The sequence below is a fragment of the Novosphingobium sp. PhB165 genome, assembly GCF_004341845.1.
In the GTDB taxonomy this organism is placed as follows: Bacteria; Pseudomonadota; Alphaproteobacteria; order Sphingomonadales; family Sphingomonadaceae; genus Novosphingobium.
Window position 1 is genome coordinate 872,139 of sequence record NZ_SLVB01000001.1, and the last position, 18,136, is coordinate 890,274.

Sequence of the window (18,136 nt, forward strand, 5' to 3'; positions counted from 1 at the left end):
CAGGCGGAGCGGATCACTTGGCACGCTCCGTCGGCGCGGCCGCAGCCGTTTGCGCGGGTGCCGGTTGCGCAGGGACAGTCTGGGCCGGAGCAGGCTGAGCGGGAACAGTCTGGGCCGGAGCGCGCTGTCCTGCCGGTTGACCCTTGGCCGGCGCCTGATCGTGCTGTTCGATCGTTACTGTCGCCGTCCGGCCAACGATGAGGCGCACGCCGCTCGGCACTTCGGTCAGGCGGATACGGACCGGAATGCGCTGGGCCAGACGGACCCAGGTGAACGTGGGATCGACGTTAGGCAGCAGGTTGTGCGAGTCCGTGCGGGTGGTGTCGCCAATGCCCGCCGCAATGCTCTCGACCACGCCCTTCACCGGCCGGGTCTCGCCCATCAGTACCACGGTGACCGGCGCGCCGACGTGGATGTGCGGCAGCTTGGTTTCCTCGAAATAGCCCTCGACCCGGATCGAATCGCGGTCGATCAGCGCCATCGCCTGACTGCCGGGCGCGACGAAGTCGCCCGGGTGCAGGTCAAGGTTGGTGACGGTGCCGTTGACCGAGGCGCGTACATTCGTGCGGGCAAGATCGAGCTTGGCCTTGTCCAGCGCGCTCAGCGACTGGTCCAGCGCGGCGCGCGCGGTGGCGACGGCGGCGACGTTCTGTTCATGGCTTTCGGTCGCGACGAGATCGCCCAGCGCAAGGTCGCGCGCGGCCTCTCGCTGCGCCTGACCGAGCTTCGCCTGGGCGCTCTGCACGGCGGCCTGCGCCGCCTGCACTGCCAGCGAATAGCGCGGCCGGTCGATCACGAAGAGCAGGTCGCCCGCCCTCACCTCCTGATTGTCGCGCACCTCGACCGAGGTGACGAGACCGCCGATGTCGGGCGTGACCCGCACAACGTCCGCACGAACGCGGCCGTCACGGGTCCAGGGGCTGTTTTCGTAATGATTCCAGAGCCAGATCGCCACCAGCGCGGCGATAACGACAAGCACGAGGGTCGCAAGGCTCGGGGCAATCCGGGCAAACAGGTTCTTCATTGGCGGAAACCGATCAGCGGAGCGGCCCAGACCAGAAGCCCGAGCACGAAGATGTAGAGGCACAGGTCAACCGCCGCACGATAAGCGAACAGGCGGTAGAAACCCACGAGATTGGCGATGCGCATGAGCATCAGCGTGATGATCGAGGCAATCACTGCCAGCACCAGCAGCGTCGGCACGAACACGCCGTCGAACGAGACTTCTCCCCTCATGCCGGAACCTGCGAAGCGGGGGTGATCGTGGAAGCGGCGATGGGCGCGGCATCGGGGAAGATGTTGCGGCGCAAGCTCACCAGCCCCAGCGCACCGGCGCGGCTGACCTCGCGGTCCTTGTCCCGCAGCACCGCGTCCAGCGCCAGATCGATGTCATGGAGCAGTTCCGGGTCCGCCGGTGCCGGACGGTCGGGCACGAGACTGCGGTAATATTCGCCGACGCGCCGCAGCACGGCGGTGAGCGGGGCACTGCGTTCGGGCGACATGCCAAGGCGCAGTTCGCGCAGCTCGCCGATGGCGATGCCCGTGCGCAGATCGCGCAAGGCATCGTAAAGCGGCTTTCCGGGCGAGCGCCCTGCCATGGCAAGGCGCGGGGCAAGTTGGGCAATTCGATCGAGCATACGGTTGATCCAGGCGCGCACGTCGGGCGGCGCCATGAGGTTGGAGCGTTCGGCGATGTCCATCCAGCCCGCGCGCAAGGTGCGCCGGATAGCGCCCTCCGCCCCTGTCGAACTGAGCAGCCGGATCATGACGATGGCGTAGAGAATGCCGGTAAGCTGGGCGAGCGAGCCGTTCATGTAGCCGGCAAAGCCGCCAACGTAGCGATCCGCCACCAGCACCGGAGTACCGAGCCCGAGCAGCAGCGGCACCGCGATACCGCCGAAGCGCGGCGATTGCATGAGCATGCCCAGTATCAGCAGCATCGGCGCCATGGCGGCCGCAAATTCCAGGTAGCCGTCGAGCCGGGGCAAAATCACGAAGCCGTAGAGCATGCCGAGCAGTGTGGCGATGAAAGTGCCCACGAAGAACGAGCGCAGCGGCGCCAGTGGATCGGGCGCGGACGCAAACAGCGCGGTGAAGACGCCGGCCAGCATGATCGCAGTGCCGCCGTCGTGCCAGCCGCTGTAGATCCACATCACACAGCCCACGACAATAGTGATGAAGGCACTGAGCGCGCCGCGAATGGCACCGCCGAAGTCGAGGTGAAGCTCACGCCCGCGCCGCCCTTCGAGCAGCGCTGCCGTGCGCCCGCTGACCGGGCGGGTGGTGGGCGACGCCAACTGCTCGGCAAGGTCGCGGCAATCGCGGTGAGCGCCGATCAGGGTCGCCAGGCGGGACAGCAGGCTGAGCAGGATCAGGTCGTGCCAGGACGCCCCTTCGCCGACTTGCGGCTCCAGAGCCGCGCAGCGCGCGCGCAAGGCCTCGGCCTCTTCGCTCCTTCGGGCGATATCCATGGAATCGAGCCGGGAAAACCAGTCTCGGGTATCCGCCAGCAGCGTGGCCACTTCGACAGGTCCGCCGCCGGATTCATGAAGCTGGGCGATACGGTCAGCAACCGCCGCACCCAGCGGCATGATCAGCGAGAGCTGGTCCTGCAAGGCGCGAACCGTGCGAATGCGCGGGGCGATCCGGGTGCTTTCGTAGGGAAGGTGGATCGAGAGCTGATGCAGTTCGGTCACGTCGAGCGCCAGTCGGCGGCGCTCCCTGTCGACCGCAGGATCAACCTCGATATGCAGCGAATCGCCCGACCACCGCTCGGCATCGGCCAGGATCGTCGAAACGCGGTGAAGCAGGAAGGCCGAGACCGACTGCGGCAGCACCAGCGCGTGGACGAAGCTGCCACACAGGATGCCGATGGTGATCTCCTGCACGCGCAGGGCCGCAGTGGTGAAGATCAGCTGCGGCGTATCGACGCTGGGCAGCACGATCAGCACGGCCGTGTAGCCCGCCAGAACCGAAGCATAGGCGCGCGGCGTGCGATCGAGCAGCGAGATGAAGACGCAGATCGCCAGCCAGCTCCCGATGGCCAGCGTGAGCAGTTCGGGCGCGTGGACCAGCGGCGGCACCATGATGACAGCCACGGCCGCGCCCACGAATGTGCCCATCACGCGGAACACCGCCTTGGACACGACCGCACCCGCCAGCGGCTGCGCGACGATGTAAGAAGTGAGGAATGCCCAATAGGGACGGTCGAGCCCGATTGAGAGCGCGATATAGACAGCCAGAATCGCGGCGGCGTACGCCTTTACCGAAAACAGCGCTGTATCGAGTCCAAAGCGCGTGGTCATGGCTTGCCGCTGCTCTCGGCCACGCGAACAGCGATCCGGTCAAGAACCGCCACCGTGGTTTCAAGGTCTTCATCAGAAATGCCATCGAGCAGACCCGCGCGCAATGCATTGAGTCGCGTATCGATTCTTTCTGCCAGCGCAGCACCTTCGGGCGTCAGCGCAAGGTGTTTAGCGCGGCGGTCGCTCTCGTCGGCAATGCGCTCGATCAAGCCTGCGCCTTCGAGCAAATTCAAGGTGCGCACCAGCGATGGCTCGGTCACGCCGACGACACGCGCCAGTTCCCCCTGCCGCACTGTTTCTCCAAGACGCAGCAGATGCACCAGCGCCCAGCCCGAGGAATTGGATATCCCGAGCGAGGACAGCGCATCGTCCGCCAATTGTAGCCATGAGCGCGAAATCGGGCCCAGCCTTGTGGCAAGGGCCCGCTCACGCAACCGTCGTTCCTGCATGCGCGGTCCTTAGCACGCTAACTAATGGCAGCAAGTCACTCCAAGGGAGATATTATTGCAAGTAACGCAAGCGAATAGGCAACTGTCCCCCTCACCAACCACGCTGCAATTGCGAAGGATCGTTCGGACCATGGGCGCCCGAACCGGCCACCTTGCAGAATATCTGCGCGCAGGAGGGCTGGTGCGAAGCCGGAAGGCTCGTTAAGCCTCGGGAAAATCGGTCGCTCTCAATCCCTCCTTGCCGGAGATCGCGCTTGCGTCATCCCTCGCCTTTCCGCCGAATCACTGCCCTTGCACTGGCACTCGCCCTCACCGCTCCGCTGGTTCCGGAAGCTCAGGCTTGGGCAGAGGCGCCCGTCGATGTTGCCGCTGCGAAGGCTGCGCGCCCGCAACAATCCGCCACAACGCGCCATGCCATGGTCGCCGCTGCGAACCCGCTCGCGGTCGAGGCCGGGGTCGAGGTTCTGCGCAAGGGCGGCTCGGCGGTGGACGCCGCGGTGGCGATCCAGGCAGTGCTGGGGCTGGTCGAGCCGCAAAGCTCGGGCCTCGGCGGCGGCGGCTTCATGATCTTCTATGACGCGAAGACGAAGCAGGTCACGGCCTATGACGGGCGCGAGATGGCGCCGATGGGGGCGAACAACCACCTCTTCGTCGATGACGCCGGCAAGCGCCTGCCCTTCTTCGATGCCGTACTCGGCGGCATTTCGACGGGCGTGCCGGGTGCCATCGCCATGCTGGACATGGCCCACCGCGATCACGGCAAGCTCGAATGGGCAGGCCTCTTCGACAAGGCGCACACGCTGGCAGAGGATGGCTTCATCGTCAGCCCGCGTTTGGCGGGGATGATCGCCTCGAAGGCGCCGCAGGCCTCCGCGCCCGATGCGGTGCGGTACTTCACCAAGGCCGACGGCACGCGCTATGTCGCCGGAGACCGCCTGCGCAATCCGGACTATGCAAAGTCGCTGGAGCGGATCGCCCGGTTCGGTGCCTCGGGCCTGCTCACCGGCCCGATCGCGCAGGACATTGTTGCCCGCCTTCATGAAGGTTCGCGCCCAAGCACGATGACGCTGGCCGACCTTGCCGCCTATCGCCCGCATTCGGGCCCGGCGCTCTGCAATCCCTACCGCACTTATGTGGTCTGTACGCCGCAGGCGCCTTCCGGCGGCCCCGGCCTGCAAATCGCGCTCGGCGTGCTGGCTCATACCGATATCGACAAGCGCTCCGCCAGCGACGAGAAGGCCTGGTTCCAGTTCGCGCAGGCCAGCCGCCTCGCCTATGCTGATCGCGACCGCTACGTCGGCGATCCGGCTTTCGTGAAAGTGCCGATCGCCGGCCTGCTCGCGCCGGACTACCTCAAATCCCGCGCCGCGCTGATCGGCGAGAAGGCCGGTCCGATCACCTTCGGCATGCCGCAAGGCGCGCCCGTCAACGGAGCAGACGCCACGGCCGAGCCGGGCGGCACCAGCCACTTCGTGATCGTCGATACGCAAGGCAACGTCGTCTCGATGACGACCACGGTCGAAAGCATCTTCGGTTCGGGCCGGATGGTCGACGGCTTCTTCCTCAACAACCAGCTTACCGACTTCTCGTTCTCGCCCACCGACGACGACGGTGCCCCTGCGGCCAATGCCCCCGCGCCCGGCAAGCGCCCGCGTTCCAGCATGGGCCCGGCAATCGTGCTGACACCGCAAGGCAAGTTCGTGGCGGCCGCAGGCTCGCCCGGCGGCTCTGCGATCCAGGCCTATAACCTGAAAGTACTGGTTGCCCTGCTCGATTGGCACATGAGCCCGCAGGAGGCGGTTTCGCTGCCCAACCTCGTGGCGAAGGGCGACACGTACAGCGCCGACGTGTTCCCCGATCCGATCATGGCCGCCCTTGCCGCGCGCGGCATGCCGCTGTCGACCAGCCGGGGCGAGGAATCCGGCCTGCAAGCCGTGATCGTGGCGCCGAAGGGCTTTGTCGGGGGCGCGGATCCGCGGCGTGAAGGCGTGGCCCGAGGTTTCTGATAAAGGGGGCTTCTGACGGGGTGGCTTGAGCACTGGGGCATGACCACGCATAGTCGGCGGCGATGAAACAGCTCGCCGTCGACGTTCCCGCCCTTGACCGGCATCAGGTTCGGCGCGGATTTCTGACAGTGTCACGCACGTGACGGACAGGAATCCCAAAGCCGGAAGTCTGGGCCTCGTGGCGGCCACGGCGCTGGTCATGGGCAACATGATCGGCTCCGGCGTGTTCCTGCTACCCGCCAGCCTTGCGCCGTTCGGATGGAACGGGGTGATCGGCTGGCTCATAACGATCAGCGGCGCACTTGTGCTCGCCTATGTTCTCAGCCGCCTTACCCGTGCCCGTCCCGGAGCCGGTGGACCGGCGGGCTTCGTTACAGACGCCTTCGGACCGGCTGCCGGGTTCTTCATCAGCTGGATCTATCTGGTCTCGATCTGGACCTCGGTGGTGGCGATCGCGGTGGCCGCCGTCAGCTATCTGTCCAGCATCGTGCCCCTGCTTGGCATGGGCGAGTACGTCCCGGCGATGGCCGCCATCGTGCTGCTCTGGCTCATGGCGTTCATCAACTTGCGCGGCGTGCGCGCGGCCGGTGAGTTCCAGATCGTCACCCTTGCTCTCAAGGTCCTTCCGCTTATCGTCGTCATCATGATCGCTGCAGCCGTGCTCGGAAGCGGACGCGCGCATGTCGCGCCTCCCGTTCCCGGCAGCATCGGCTTCGGCGCGATCAACGGCGCCGCCACGCTGACGCTCTGGGCGCTGCTCGGCTTCGAGAGCGCGAGCGTCGCGACGGCCCGCGTGCGCAATCCTGAAGTGAACATCGCCCGCGCCACGCTCTGGGGCACGGGGCTTACCGGCATTCTCTACCTTCTGGTCTGCTCGGCGGTTGCGCTACTGCTGCCGGTGGAGGTTGCCGCGCATTCGCCGGCCCCCTTCGCGACATTCGTCGCGCGCTTCTGGAATGCAGACGCCGCCACGTTTATCACGGTCTTTGCCGTCATCAGCTGCGTCGGCGCGCTCAACGGCTGGACCCTGCTCGAAGCCGAAATGGTGCGCGACATGGCGAACCGCCGCCTGCTCCCTGCATGGTTCGCTGAGACCGACGGGCGCGGGGTCGCGCGCCGCGCGCTGCTGATCTCGACCGTGATCGCCAGCCTCTTTGCGGCAATGAACGCCAGCCGGTCGATGCAGGCGCTGTTCGAATATCTGCTGCTGCTATCGACCTCGGCGACGCTGTGGCTCTACCTTGCCTGCGCGCTTTCAGCGCTGCGATTGGGAGTTGCGCGCCCCGCCGCCATTCTAGGTGCTGTCTATGCGTTGTGGACGCTCTGGGGGGCCGGGATCGGCGCGAGCGGGCTCAGCTTCGTGCTGATGGCGCTAGGCCTGCCGATCTGGCTCATGGTCCGGCGCCGAAACGCCGAGCAGCGCGTCTAGCCACGCCTCGACCAGTCCGGTCGCCTCCTCCGGCGTGAAGGGCGCCTTGCCCAGGCTGAGTTCGAGCCAGAGCCCGTCGATCAGCGCGGTCAGGCCCACGCCGATCAGCCGGGTATCGGCCATGCCCGGTCGGCACGCGCGGATCAGCGCATCCATGCCGATCCGAAACTCGCCATAGATCTCTTCGTGGAGCGCGGCGATGCCGGAGTCCTGCGGCGTCATTGCCCAGAATGCCAGCCAGGTCGCCAGCAGTTCGGGATCGGCAATGGGCGGACGGAAGCTGGCAGCGAGATAGGCCAGCAGGCGCGCCCTCGGTTCTTCACCCGCCTCGGCCACGGCCTCTTCAAGCGCCCGTGCGACCCGGTTTCCCGTCCAGCGATAGGCTTCGGCAATCGCATCGGACACGCCGCCAAAATAGTGTCGCAACAGCCCCGGCGACACTCCTGCCATCCCGCAGATCGAGCGAACCGAAGTCCCGCCCACGCCGTGCACCGCAAGACACCGTGCCGTCGCCTCGATCAGGCTCTGCCGCCGCTCGTCGGGATCACCGCGCGTATAGGCCGGTGTGGAGGATTGCTTGGTAGTCATCGCGTTGTTATACGATCGTACAACAAGGAGTCGCCCATGGCAACGCAGCTCAAGGATTTCGCGGAAAACGATCCGCTCGATGGCTGGAGCCTGCCGGCCTGGACTTATTCCGATCCCGAATTCCTGGCGGTGGAGAAGGAGCGCATCTTCGCCCCAAGCTGGCAGGTCGTCTGCCACGAGAGCGACGTGCCGAACGTGGGCGACTGGCACACGCTGGAGTACATCAGCGAAAGCGTGATCGTCGTGCGCGGCAATGACGGGCAGCTACGCGCCTTCACCAATGTCTGCCGCCATCGCGGATCGCGCGTGGTCGATGGCGCGAGCGGCTGCGCGAAGAAGCTGATCTGCCCCTATCACGCCTGGGTCTACGATCTCGACGGCCGCCTTGCCGGCGTGCCCGACAGTCAGAGCTATCCCGATTTCGACAAGGCCCAGCACGGCCTTGCTCCGGTGGACATAGAAGTCTGGCGCGGCTTCATCTTCGTGCGCCTGGTCAATGACGGCGGCCCCTCGATCGCGCAAATGATGGCCCCTTACGAGGAGATGGTCGCACCTTATCGCTTCGAGGATCTGAAGGCGCTTGGCCGCGTCACCATGCGCCCGCGCGAGGTGAACTGGAAGAACGTGGGCGACAACTATTCGGACGGGCTGCACATCCCCGTCGCCCACCCCGGTCTCACCCGCCTGTTTGGCCGCAGCTACGGCGTGGAAGCGGAGCGTCATGTCGACCGGATGTGGGGCGATCTGATGGACGCGCCCTCGTCCAACTGGTCCGAACGCATGTACCAGCGCCTGCTGCCGTCGGTGCCGCACTTGCCCGAGGACCGGCAGCGCCACTGGCTCTATTTCAAGCTATGGCCCGGCGTCGCCTTCGACATCTATCCGGATCAGGTCGATTTCATGCAATGGCTGCCCACGGGGCCGGAAACCTGCATGATCCGCGAGATCAGCTACGTGCTTCCCGATGACCGCCGCGAGATGCGCGCCGCGCGCTATCTCAACTGGCGCATCAATCGGCAGGTCAATGCCGAGGATACGCAGCTCATCGCCCGCGTGCAGGCGGGCATGGCCTCGCGCACGTTCTCGGTCGGGCCGCTGTCCGACAAGGAAGTCTGCCTGCGCCACTTCTGCAAGCGCATCCGCGAACTGATCCCAGAGGCCCGCCAGAACGAGCGGCCCGCATCCGGCTGGAGCCAAAAATGACCCAGAAATACGATGCCGTTATCATCGGCGGCGGCCACAACGGCCTCGTCTGCGCGTTTTACCTTGCCCGCGCGGGGCTGAAGGTCCGCATTCTGGAGCGCCGCGACGTGGTCGGCGGCGCGGCGGTGACCGAGGAATTCCACCCCGGTTTCCGCAATTCGGTGGCCAGCTACACCGTCAGCCTGCTCCAGCCCAAGGTGATCGCCGACATGCGCTTGGCCGACTATGGCTACCGCGTGATCGAGCGGCCGATCTCCAACCTGCTGCCGCAGGAAGACGGCGGCTATCTCAAGCTGGGCGGCGGGCTGGAGCGCACGCAAGCGGAGTTCCGCCGCTTTTCCAAGCACGATGCCGAAGTGCTGCCCGCCTATTACGATTCGTTGGAAGTCGTGGCCGAAGTCCTGCGCGATCTGGCGCTGAAGTCACCGCCCAATGCCGGCGACGGCTGGCGCGGACTGATCGACGCGGCGCTTCAGGGCCGCAAGCTGGCGGGCCTTTCCATCGAAGCGCAACGCGATGTGCTGGACCTCTTCACCAAATCCGCGCGCGGGCTGCTGGACGGCTGGTTCGAGAGCGAGGCGGTGAAGGCCGCGTTCGGTTTCGACGCCGTGGTCGGCAACTATGCCTCGCCCGATACGCCGGGCAGCGCCTACGTCCTGCTGCACCACGTCTTTGGTGAGGTGAACGGCAAGAAGGGCGCATGGGGCCACTCGGTCGGCGGCATGGGCAACATCACCCGCATCATGGGCGAAGTCTGTCGCAAGCTGGGCGTGGAGATCAGCCTGGAAAGCCCGGTCGATCAGGTCCTCGTCGATGGCGACAAGGTGGCCGGCGTGCGGCTTGAAAGCGGCGAAGAAATTGCCGCCACCCGCGTGATCGCCAATGTCGGGCCCAAGCTGCTCTACGGCAAGATGATCGCGCAGAGCGACCTAAAGCCCGATTTCCAGCGGCGCATGAAGAGCTTCAAGGCGGGCAGCGGCACCTTCCGCATGAACGTGGCGCTTTCCGAACTGCCGAAGTTCACCTGCATTCCCGAACCGGGAGAGCATCACCAGTCCGGCATCATCATCGCGCCGACGCTGGACTACATGGACCGCGCGTTCCTCGACGCGAAGACCTATGGCTGGTCGAAGAAGCCGATCGTGGAGATGCTGATCCCCTCGACCGTGGACGACAGCCTCGCGCCCGAAGGCCAGCATGTCGCCAGCCTGTTCTGCCAGCAGTTCGCCCCGGAACTGCCGGATGGCCGCGACTGGGACGCCGAGGAAGACAAGGCGGCGGATACCATCATCGACACCGTGGAGGAATACGCGCCGGGCTTCCGCGCCTCGATCCTCGGGCGACAGGTACTCAGCCCCAAGGGGCTGGAACGCAAGTTCGGCCTGGTCGGCGGAGACATCATGCACGGCAACCTGACGCTCGACCAGATGTGGTCGGCGCGTCCGGTGCTCGGTCATGGCAGCTATCGCGGGCCGATCAAGGGGCTCTACATGTGCGGCTCGGGCAGCCACCCGGGCGGCGGCGTGACCGGCGCGCCGGGCCACAACTGCGCGCACGAGGTGATCGCCGACAAGGGCCGTTTCGGACGCTTCAGGGCCTAAAACCGGGCGCTTCATCCCTTCGAGCGGGCAACCCACCGAAATCACGCTGGGCATAGCGGATAAAACCGTCCTGAGGTCCGGTTACGGGAAACCGGCGCCTTTCGCGGCAAGCGGAGGGCCGATTTCCGGACCGGTGCCAAGAACGGCCGGGTCGCCAAGAACGGGAAGACCGCTTGACCAGCACTTTGATTGCCGATCCCTCACGCAAGTCTGCTGCGATCTCCATCGCGCGCGTCATCTGCATCCTTGGCGTGGTCTATGTCCACGCCTGGACGGGCCTGACCGGCTACGACCTGCAACTGGCCCGCGGCACCCCGCAGGACGACTTTCGTTGGGTGCTGATGGACGTGTTCGGACGCAGCGCCGTGCCGCTGCTCGGGCTGATCTCGGGCTGGCTGGTCGCGTCGTCGAGCCGCACGCGTGACTGGCCCACGCATGTCGCCCGCAAGGCGCGGACGATCCTGCTGCCGATGGTCTTGTGGAACGCCCTCGCCCTGCTGCTGGTATCCGGGACGGCATGGTTGCTGAACCTGCCCGCGCCAACGCCGCACTCGTTCGACTGGGTGTTCGAGGAACTCTTCGTCGCCAGCCGCAATCCGGACATCAACGTACAGATGCCGTTCCTGCGAGACCTCTTCGTTTGCATGCTGGCCGCGCCGTGGCTGGTGCGGCTTGCGAACCCATGGCTGGTGGCAATCGCTTCGATCGCCGCCGTTTGCCAGATCGTCGGCATCGGCGCGCCGGTGGTGATGCGGGCCTCGATCCCGTTCTTTTTCGTGCTGGGCATTCTCGCCCGGCGCGAGAATTTCGCCGACCGAGTGGCCTCATGGCCCCTGCCGGTGGCACTTCTGCCATTCGCGAGCCTGATGGCTCTACAGCTCTTTTTGACGCTTCGGTACGGCATGCAGCCGGACAATGCCGCCAGTGCAACGCTGGATCTGGCGATCAGATTGACGGCGGCTGCGGCTTACTGGCGCCTGGCCTGGGCTCTTTCGGCCAGCCCGTTAAAGACCCCCTTGCTGCGGATCGAACCTTTTGCCTTCTTCCTGTTCTGTTCGCACCTGATCCTGATCTGGCTGGGAGGCCCGCTGCTGGGTGCGTTGTTCGGCAAGCTCGGGTCGCCGCTCTATCCCTACTTCCTACTGGCCCAGCCGTTCATCGTGCTGCTGGCGGTCGTGGCGCTTGGGACCGCACTGGTCCGCGCAGCGCCCGGACCCGCGAAAGTGCTGAGCGGAGGACGGCTGGCGGCGGCCTGAGGCCGCTATTCCTCGACCGTCCCCGCCTTCATCACATGCGAGACATGCTCCAGCACGCTCACATCGCGCAAGGGATCGCCTTCGACCGCGATCATGTCGGCAAACTTGCCGGGCGCGATCGAGCCCAGTTCGCTTTCGTGACCAATCAGCGTCGCCGCATCGATCGTCGCCGCCTTGATTGCCTGCATCGGCGTCATGCCGTACTTCACCATATAGGCGAACTGGCGCGCATTGAGACCGTGCGGATAGACCCCCGCATCGGTGCCAAAGGCTAGCTTGACCCCCATCTTCACTGCCTTCGCGAAGCCGTCGCGCTGGATCTGCGTGGTCTCACGGTTCTTGCGCAAGTATTCGGCGGGCCAGCCCTCCTTGGTGCCCTGCTGATCGATCCAGTCCCCGTCGTAGATATCCATGACCAGCCAGACATCGGCATCCTTGGCCATCTTCAGGCCCTCGTCATCGATCAGGCTGGCATGCTCCACCGAATGCACGCCGGAACGGATCGCCGCCTTGATACCCTCAGCGCCATGGGCATGGGCGGTCGCGTAGGAGTGATGCTCCTTCGCCACGGCAACGACCGCGCGCATCTCGTCCTCGGTCAATTCCACTTGCCCCGGCTCGGTGCCGATGGCGAGGACCGCGCCGGTGGCGATCATCTTGATGAAATCGGCCCCATGCTCGAACAGGAATTCGGTCTTCTCATGCGCTTCCTGCGGGTTGCGGATCACGCCGTAGCGCATGTCCGCCGGAACTTGGTCGTTCGGGACCACCCCGTTAAGCTCACCCCCGCCGCCCGGCTTGGTGATATAGGCACCGGCCACGAACATGCGCGGTCCGGGGACGTCACCCGCGGCAATGGCGTCGCGCAAGGCCACGTCGGTAAGCCCGCGATAGGTGCCGACATCGCGGACGGTAGTGAAGCCCGCGTCGAGCGTCACTTTGGCATTGTGTGCCCCGATCAGCGCGGTCAGCTGAGGAGAGGTCTTGAGCGGCGCGGCGACATCGGCGCTTTGCCCGGTATCGGCAAGGTGGGTGTGCAGATCGATGAGGCCGGGCAGCACCGTATAGGCCGACCAGTCCACCTCCTGCGCACCCGAAGGTGTCTTGCCGCAGGCCTCCACGCGGATGACGCGGCCGTCGGTCACCAGCACGCACTGCCCGGTGCGCGTGGTGCCGTAGTCCACATCGATCAGTCGTCCCGCACGGACATAAAGCGTTGCCGCCGAAGCGGGCGCGGCCAGCGCGCCCGCCAGAATTGCCGCGAGAAAAGCCCCCTGCTTCACCCGCTTCCGTTCCGCCCCCATGCTTCTCACTTTCCAGCCAGATCCTTGTACATCGACAGGTAATAAGTGATGCCCGGCCGGATATTGAGCAGCGGAATACGCTCATTGAGGCCGTGCGAGAATTCGTCCGAGTCCTTGATCATCGAGGCGGCAGCGCCGTAGCTCGGCACGCCGAGCGCACGGTACCACATCGAATCCGACGCACCCGACGCTTGCGAAGGGATCAGCGGTACCGGGCCCCAGGCCGCTGTCACGGCCTTGCGCGCGGCAGCGACGAAATCGGGTCGCATCGGCGAGGCCGGGGCCATCGTGGAATCGTCGCCCGTCACGTCCGAGAACTTTGCGGCGGGCATGGCGGCCACTTTCGCCAATTCGGCCATGATCTCTTCCCGCGTGTGCCCCGGGAAGATGCGGCAGTTGATGTTGGCACTCGCCCGCTGCGGCAGGGCGTTGCGGGCATGACCGCCGGACAGCATGGTAGGCACGCAGGTCGTGCTGACGCGGCCCACGCTGGCGGGATCGGCGCGCAGCACTTCCAGCGCGGCAGGGTCGTTCGGATTGGCCGCGAAGTCGCGCATCGCCTTGGCCTTCTTCGGATCGGCCTCCAGCTTCGACGCCTCGGTCCAGTAGGCGCGGGTCACGTCGTTGAGTTCGGGCTTGAACTTGTAGGCGCCGATCCGCACCAGAGCTTCGGAAAGCTGGACGATCGCATTGTCCGGACGCGGGGCCGAACTGTGGCCGCCGGGATTGGTGACGGTGATCTCGTAATCGATGTAGGTCTTCTCGGCGCCCTGCCAGGTCCAGAACAGCGGCTTGCCGGTCTCTTCGGACAGCGTGCCCGAAGCCCCATCGACATTGAGCACGAGTTCGGCGTTCTTCAACCGCTCGGCGATCAGCTTGGAGGTCGCCATCGAGGTTTCCTCGTCACCCGAATAGGCGATGACGAGCGTGCGCTTCGGTTTGAAACCTTGCTTGCGCAGTTCGATCATCGATTCCATCGCCAGCACCGCTTCGAACTTGGTGTCGCTGGCGCCGCGGCCGTAGAGGTATCCGTTCTCCACCACCGGGGTGAAGGGATCACGCTCCCAGTCGGCAGGCTTGGCTTCGACCACGTCCATGTGCGCGGAGACGACGAGCGGCTTCAGTGACGGGTCGCTGCCCTTCCAGATGGCGATGAGATAGGCGGTGTCCTTGTAGGGGACGATATCGATGTCCTTGGCGTCCCAGCCGGCGTCGATCAGGCGCTGCTTGAACAGGGCAGCGACTTGCGGGGTCTGGTTACCTTCGCCTTCCACGGAGCGCAGGGCGATGGCCTTCTTGGCCATGTCGAGCACATGCGCCTCGGCATCGGGATAAGCCGTCGGCGCAGCCTGAACGGAAGACGCGGAAAGCACGATGGCGGCGAGCGACGCCGCCGGAAGAAGGATATGCCTCATGGAAATTGCCCTGCCCTGAAATGCGATTTGCCCGAAGGTTCTGGTTCATCGAAGCCAAAGAGAATCGGCCCCAATGTCAGCACTCTGTCGCATTCGCAGGAGCGGCGCACCTGTTTTGGTGCGCCGCTAAAAATTCAGGCGCTCTCAGGCAATGTCAAGTGCTCCGGTCAGGTCGCCCGGTGCCACGCCGCTGGCCGCGACCATGGCATCTTCCCGCATTTTCAGGCCGGAAAGCTTCTCCAGTCCAAAGCGGCGGGTGAGGAAGCGAGAGATCGATCCGGTGTCGTAGATCGTATGGTCAACCACGCCCTTTTTGGCGTGGGGGGAGACGATCACGGCCGGAATGCGCGTGCCCGGGCCCCAGCGGTCGCCCTTCGGCGGCGCGACATGATCCCACCAGCCGCCGTTTTCATCGAACGTGATGACGATCAGCATCTTCTCCCACTGCGGGCTGGCACGCAGGGCATCGACCACGGCGGCGATATGCCGGTCACCCGAATCGATGTCTGAGTAGCCCGCATGCATGTTGAGGTTGCCCTGCGGCTTGTAATAGCTGACCGCCGGAAGCTTGCCCGCCCCGGCGTCCGCCAGAAAGCGGTTGGTGCGCGCGGTGTCGCCCTCGCCGCCGTCGCGCAGATGCCGCGCGCGGTCGGCCGTGCCGGGGGCGAAGCGGCCGTAGTAGTTGAACGGCTGGTGATGCGGCTGGAAATTGGGGCGCGAAGGGAACGAGGCGTCGTTCATCTTTCCCTCAAGCGCCGTATTCCACCCGCCAGCATACCATGCCCATTCAACGCCCTTGGCCGAAAGCATGTCGCCGATCGTCTTGTGCTGCTGCGGTACCAGCGTGTTGGCGCTGGCGGCATTGGCGAAACCGGGCTTGTCCGGGTCCAATTCGTAGGTCGGCGCATAGGGCGGCAGCATCGTGTTGACCGCCCAGAAGTCGGGCGAGAGCGTGCTCGGCCCGAACACCGCCGGCCCGTCCAGAGCGCTCGGCGCAGTCTTGGGATCGAGCTTGAGGCGGGTACCCTTGGGATCGTCCCCTTCCAGATGCGCGATGCGCTTGGCGGCCGGACTTTTGTCGGCGTCCGGATAGAACGGCGGCTGCGCGCAGATCAGGTACTGGTGGTTGAGGAACGATCCACCGAACGCGCCCATGAAGAAGTTGTCGCAGAGCGTGAACTCACGCGCGAGCTGCCAGAGGCGAAGCTGCGCGCGGGTGTCGCCATAGTGCCCCATGACGAGCGCGCCGCTGTCACCAAAGGCAACGAAATGGTCATTGGCGCCGCCGTTGATCTGCATCTGGTTGTGGTAGAACGCATGGACGAGGTCCCGCGTCACCAGCCCGTGCGGGAGCGGATCGCCGTCGGGCGTCTTGAGCGCGAAGGCGCCATTGGGGATCGGCCCGAGATCGTCGGGCCCGATCTGGTATTCGGCGTGCTGGACCACCTGCTTCGACGGCACCAGACCTTCCCAGACTTTCGGCAGCCGCTCCAGCACCTTGCCGTCACGGTCCCGCTGGCGGGTGCGTTCGGGCGGAACCGAGGCAAGCGGCTGCTCCAGCCCGGGGAAGTCCGCGAAGAGGTTGTTGAAACTGCGGTTCTCCGCGAAGATCACCACCACCGTATCGATCGCCTCACGCAGCTTCGCATCGCTGACCGGGCGCGAGGAGGACGCCTTCGCGGGCCGGGCCTCGGCGCTTTCGGTAGGCGCGCCTGCAACGGCAACCGCCCCGATTGCGGCGGCAAGACCGCCCAGGAAATCGCGGCGGTCGGGATTGCCGGACATGGCTTCGCCGGAACCGGAGGTGGGATCGGAATCAGAATCGGACATGGGCGGGGGGAATCCTTGCGGAATTAGGAAACCGGCACTCTCTGCGGCGGCGACGCCCCTTGCGTCAACCGTTCCGAACCCGGTTTGGCGCGGGTTCAGGGATAGATCTCAGGTCTTTGTGAAGACCCGATCGCCCCACTTCACCGCCAGTGTGGTGCTGTCCGTATTGGCGGTGGTACGCTCGGCAATGGTGGACATGAAGTGCCAGGTGCCGCGCACCTGATCGGGCCGCACGTCGAGCGAGACATAGCCCCGGCGCTTGACATCGGCGAAGACCAGTTCGGGATTGGCTCCGCGCAACACGGCGGACAGCGCGTCCGGCTTGGCCAGTGGCAGGTATTCCTCATAGCCCGGCGAGGTGACCGACTGCCCTGCATATTCCACGCCGACCGCCGCGCCCCCGCTCGAAAGCTCGTTGCCCCAGGCATTGTGACTGTCGCCCGAAAGCACGACGAGGTTGCAGTCCGCCTCCCGCGCCGCCTTGAGCAGGCGTTCACGCGCAGCCGGGTAGCCGTCCCACGAATCCATGTTGAACGGCAGCCCTACTTTCGCGGCGGCCGAAATTGCCATGAGCTGGCGGCGAATCCTGGCATCGCCCTTGGCGGGAACGAAATCAGCCAGCGCCTGAGGCGCCTTGAGCATGCCCATGACGATTTGCTGGGCAAGGATCTGCCATCGTGTCCCGGCCTTGGTCGATGCGGCAAAGCTCTTGTAGAGCCAGTCCTCCTGCGCGGCGCCCATCAGGGTGCGGTCGGCCGACAGCCACGGCCCATCACGGAAAGCGAGCAGCGCCTTGCCGACATCCCCACCCTTGAAGGCCGAGCCGAGATCGAGTTGCTTCATCCGCTGCGTCACCCGCGTCTCGGGACGGAAGATCGTTGCCAGCGAGCCGATCTGATAGCTGCCCCAGTCGGCATCGGAAACCGGCAGCCACTCGCGATAAGCCTTCTCGGCCGCTGCCTTGCGCACGGCCCACGAGCCCTCCGTTTTGGGCTGATGGTTCTCCGCGCCGTCCTTGTAGGCATCGTTGGCGAATTCGTGATCGTCCCACTGCGCGATCATCGGGAGGCGTCGATGCAGTGCCCGCAAATCGGGGTCGAGGCGATAGCTCGCATAGCGCAGGCGATAGTCGGCCAGCGTGACGATCTCGTTCGCCGGTTCGATCGGGCGGCCCGCCATGGGATGATCGGGATATTCGCCGATCTTGTACTCGTAGATATAGTCGCCGACGTGGACGATCAGGTCGAGATCGTCGCGCTCGGCGGCATGGGCATAGGCGTTGAACCAGCCGAACGGCATGTTCGAGCAGGAGAACAAGCCGATGCCGAAGCGATCGACCTCGCCCACCGGCAAAGTGCGCGTGCGACCAACCTCGCTCATCGTGCCGTCTGGGGCGATGAAGCGGTAGAAGTACCACTTGCCCGGCTGGAGCCCCGCCACGACCAGCTTGGCGCAGTTGTCGCGGGCGGGCGAGGCCACGACGTCACCTCCGCTGGCGACTTTACGGAAGGCGTCGTCTTCCGCCACCTCGCAGCGCAGTTTCGTCTCCCCGCTGCCGACATAGCGCGTCCACAGCAGGACCGAGTCCGCCGCCGGTTCGCCGCTGGCGACACCATGCGTGAAACCGCGCGCGGTGAGCACTTGCGCAAGACCCGGTGTAGAAAGCGCGGCAAGGCCAAGAGCGCCTGCCTTGATCAGCAGGCGGCGGTCGAGAGCGAGCGTCATGGGTCCTGTTTCCCGTTTACGAAGG

At 65.5% G+C, this 18,136-nt stretch carries 14 protein-coding genes; 5 read left to right on the forward strand and 9 right to left on the reverse strand.

Features of this window, described 5'->3' with window-relative positions:
- Positions 1-13: 13 nt before the first annotated feature.
- Genes EDF56_RS04185 through EDF56_RS04200 form a run of 4 tightly spaced genes read right to left on the reverse strand, consistent with a single transcriptional unit; the run spans position 14 to position 3,682 of the window.
- Complete coding sequence (locus EDF56_RS04185) at positions 14-1,024, reverse strand: efflux RND transporter periplasmic adaptor subunit (protein ID WP_132385437.1); 1,011 nt, start codon at positions 1,022-1,024, stop codon at positions 14-16.
- Positions 1,021-1,236 (reverse strand): DUF1656 domain-containing protein, encoded by a 216-nt coding sequence (locus tag EDF56_RS04190; RefSeq protein WP_132385438.1) that lies wholly within the window; start codon positions 1,234-1,236, stop codon positions 1,021-1,023. The genes EDF56_RS04185 and EDF56_RS04190 overlap by 4 nt, the downstream gene beginning before the upstream one ends.
- Positions 1,233-3,305, reverse strand: a complete 2,073-nt coding sequence (locus tag EDF56_RS04195; RefSeq protein WP_132385439.1) for an FUSC family protein — start codon at positions 3,303-3,305, stop codon at positions 1,233-1,235. The genes EDF56_RS04190 and EDF56_RS04195 overlap by 4 nt, the downstream gene beginning before the upstream one ends.
- Positions 3,302-3,682, reverse strand: a complete 381-nt coding sequence (locus EDF56_RS04200) for a MarR family transcriptional regulator (protein ID WP_243652372.1) — start codon at positions 3,680-3,682, stop codon at positions 3,302-3,304. Before EDF56_RS04200 ends, EDF56_RS04195 begins: the two co-directional genes overlap by 4 nt.
- A gap of 488 nt (positions 3,683-4,170) precedes the next feature.
- On the opposite strand from EDF56_RS04200, the gene ggt reads away from it, so the two are divergent.
- Positions 4,171-5,760 carry a gamma-glutamyltransferase gene (ggt, locus tag EDF56_RS04205; RefSeq protein ID WP_132385782.1) on the forward strand — a complete coding sequence of 530 codons (1,590 nt, stop codon included), beginning with the start codon at positions 4,171-4,173 and terminating at the stop codon, positions 5,758-5,760.
- 139 nt (positions 5,761-5,899) lie between these two features.
- Positions 5,900-7,189: an amino acid permease gene (locus tag EDF56_RS04210; RefSeq protein ID WP_347812966.1), complete on the forward strand. Its 1,290-nt coding sequence runs from the start codon at positions 5,900-5,902 to the stop codon at positions 7,187-7,189.
- On the opposite strand, the gene EDF56_RS04215 is transcribed toward EDF56_RS04210, so the two are convergent.
- The gene (locus EDF56_RS04215) at positions 7,133-7,777 is read right to left on the reverse strand and encodes a TetR family transcriptional regulator C-terminal domain-containing protein (protein WP_132385441.1); all 645 of its coding nucleotides are present in this window, start codon (positions 7,775-7,777) and stop codon (positions 7,133-7,135) included. The two genes, EDF56_RS04210 and EDF56_RS04215, sit on opposite strands and share 57 nt — an antisense overlap.
- Before the next feature lie 36 nt (positions 7,778-7,813).
- Here EDF56_RS04215 and EDF56_RS04220 point away from each other — a divergent pair, with 36 nt between their 5' ends.
- From EDF56_RS04220 to EDF56_RS04230, 3 genes are all read left to right on the forward strand, one after another.
- Positions 7,814-8,980 (forward strand): aromatic ring-hydroxylating dioxygenase subunit alpha, encoded by a 1,167-nt coding sequence (locus EDF56_RS04220; RefSeq protein ID WP_132385442.1) that lies wholly within the window; start codon positions 7,814-7,816, stop codon positions 8,978-8,980.
- The gene (locus EDF56_RS04225) at positions 8,977-10,581 is read left to right on the forward strand and encodes an NAD(P)/FAD-dependent oxidoreductase (RefSeq protein WP_132385443.1); all 1,605 of its coding nucleotides are present in this window, start codon (positions 8,977-8,979) and stop codon (positions 10,579-10,581) included. The genes EDF56_RS04220 and EDF56_RS04225 overlap by 4 nt, the downstream gene beginning before the upstream one ends.
- Positions 10,582-10,754: 173 nt before the next feature.
- Complete coding sequence (locus EDF56_RS04230; protein WP_132385444.1) at positions 10,755-11,837, forward strand: acyltransferase; 1,083 nt, start codon at positions 10,755-10,757, stop codon at positions 11,835-11,837.
- A gap of 5 nt (positions 11,838-11,842) precedes the next feature.
- On the opposite strand, the gene EDF56_RS04235 is transcribed toward EDF56_RS04230, so the two are convergent.
- The 4 genes from EDF56_RS04235 to EDF56_RS04250 all read right to left on the reverse strand — a co-directional run bounded on the left by EDF56_RS04235 (position 11,843) and on the right by EDF56_RS04250 (position 18,111).
- The gene (locus tag EDF56_RS04235) at positions 11,843-13,141 is read right to left on the reverse strand and encodes an amidohydrolase family protein (protein ID WP_132385445.1); all 1,299 of its coding nucleotides are present in this window, start codon (positions 13,139-13,141) and stop codon (positions 11,843-11,845) included.
- 5 nt (positions 13,142-13,146) lie between these two features.
- Positions 13,147-14,556 (reverse strand): M20/M25/M40 family metallo-hydrolase, encoded by a 1,410-nt coding sequence (locus tag EDF56_RS04240; protein WP_132385446.1) that lies wholly within the window; start codon positions 14,554-14,556, stop codon positions 13,147-13,149.
- 144 nt (positions 14,557-14,700) lie between these two features.
- Complete coding sequence (gene acpA / locus EDF56_RS04245) at positions 14,701-16,386, reverse strand: acid phosphatase (protein ID WP_132385447.1); 1,686 nt, start codon at positions 16,384-16,386, stop codon at positions 14,701-14,703.
- A gap of 108 nt (positions 16,387-16,494) precedes the next feature.
- Positions 16,495-18,111, reverse strand: coding sequence for an alkaline phosphatase D family protein (locus EDF56_RS04250; RefSeq protein WP_132385448.1), 1,617 nt, complete (start codon positions 18,109-18,111; stop codon positions 16,495-16,497).
- Positions 18,112-18,136 lie beyond the last annotated feature (25 nt).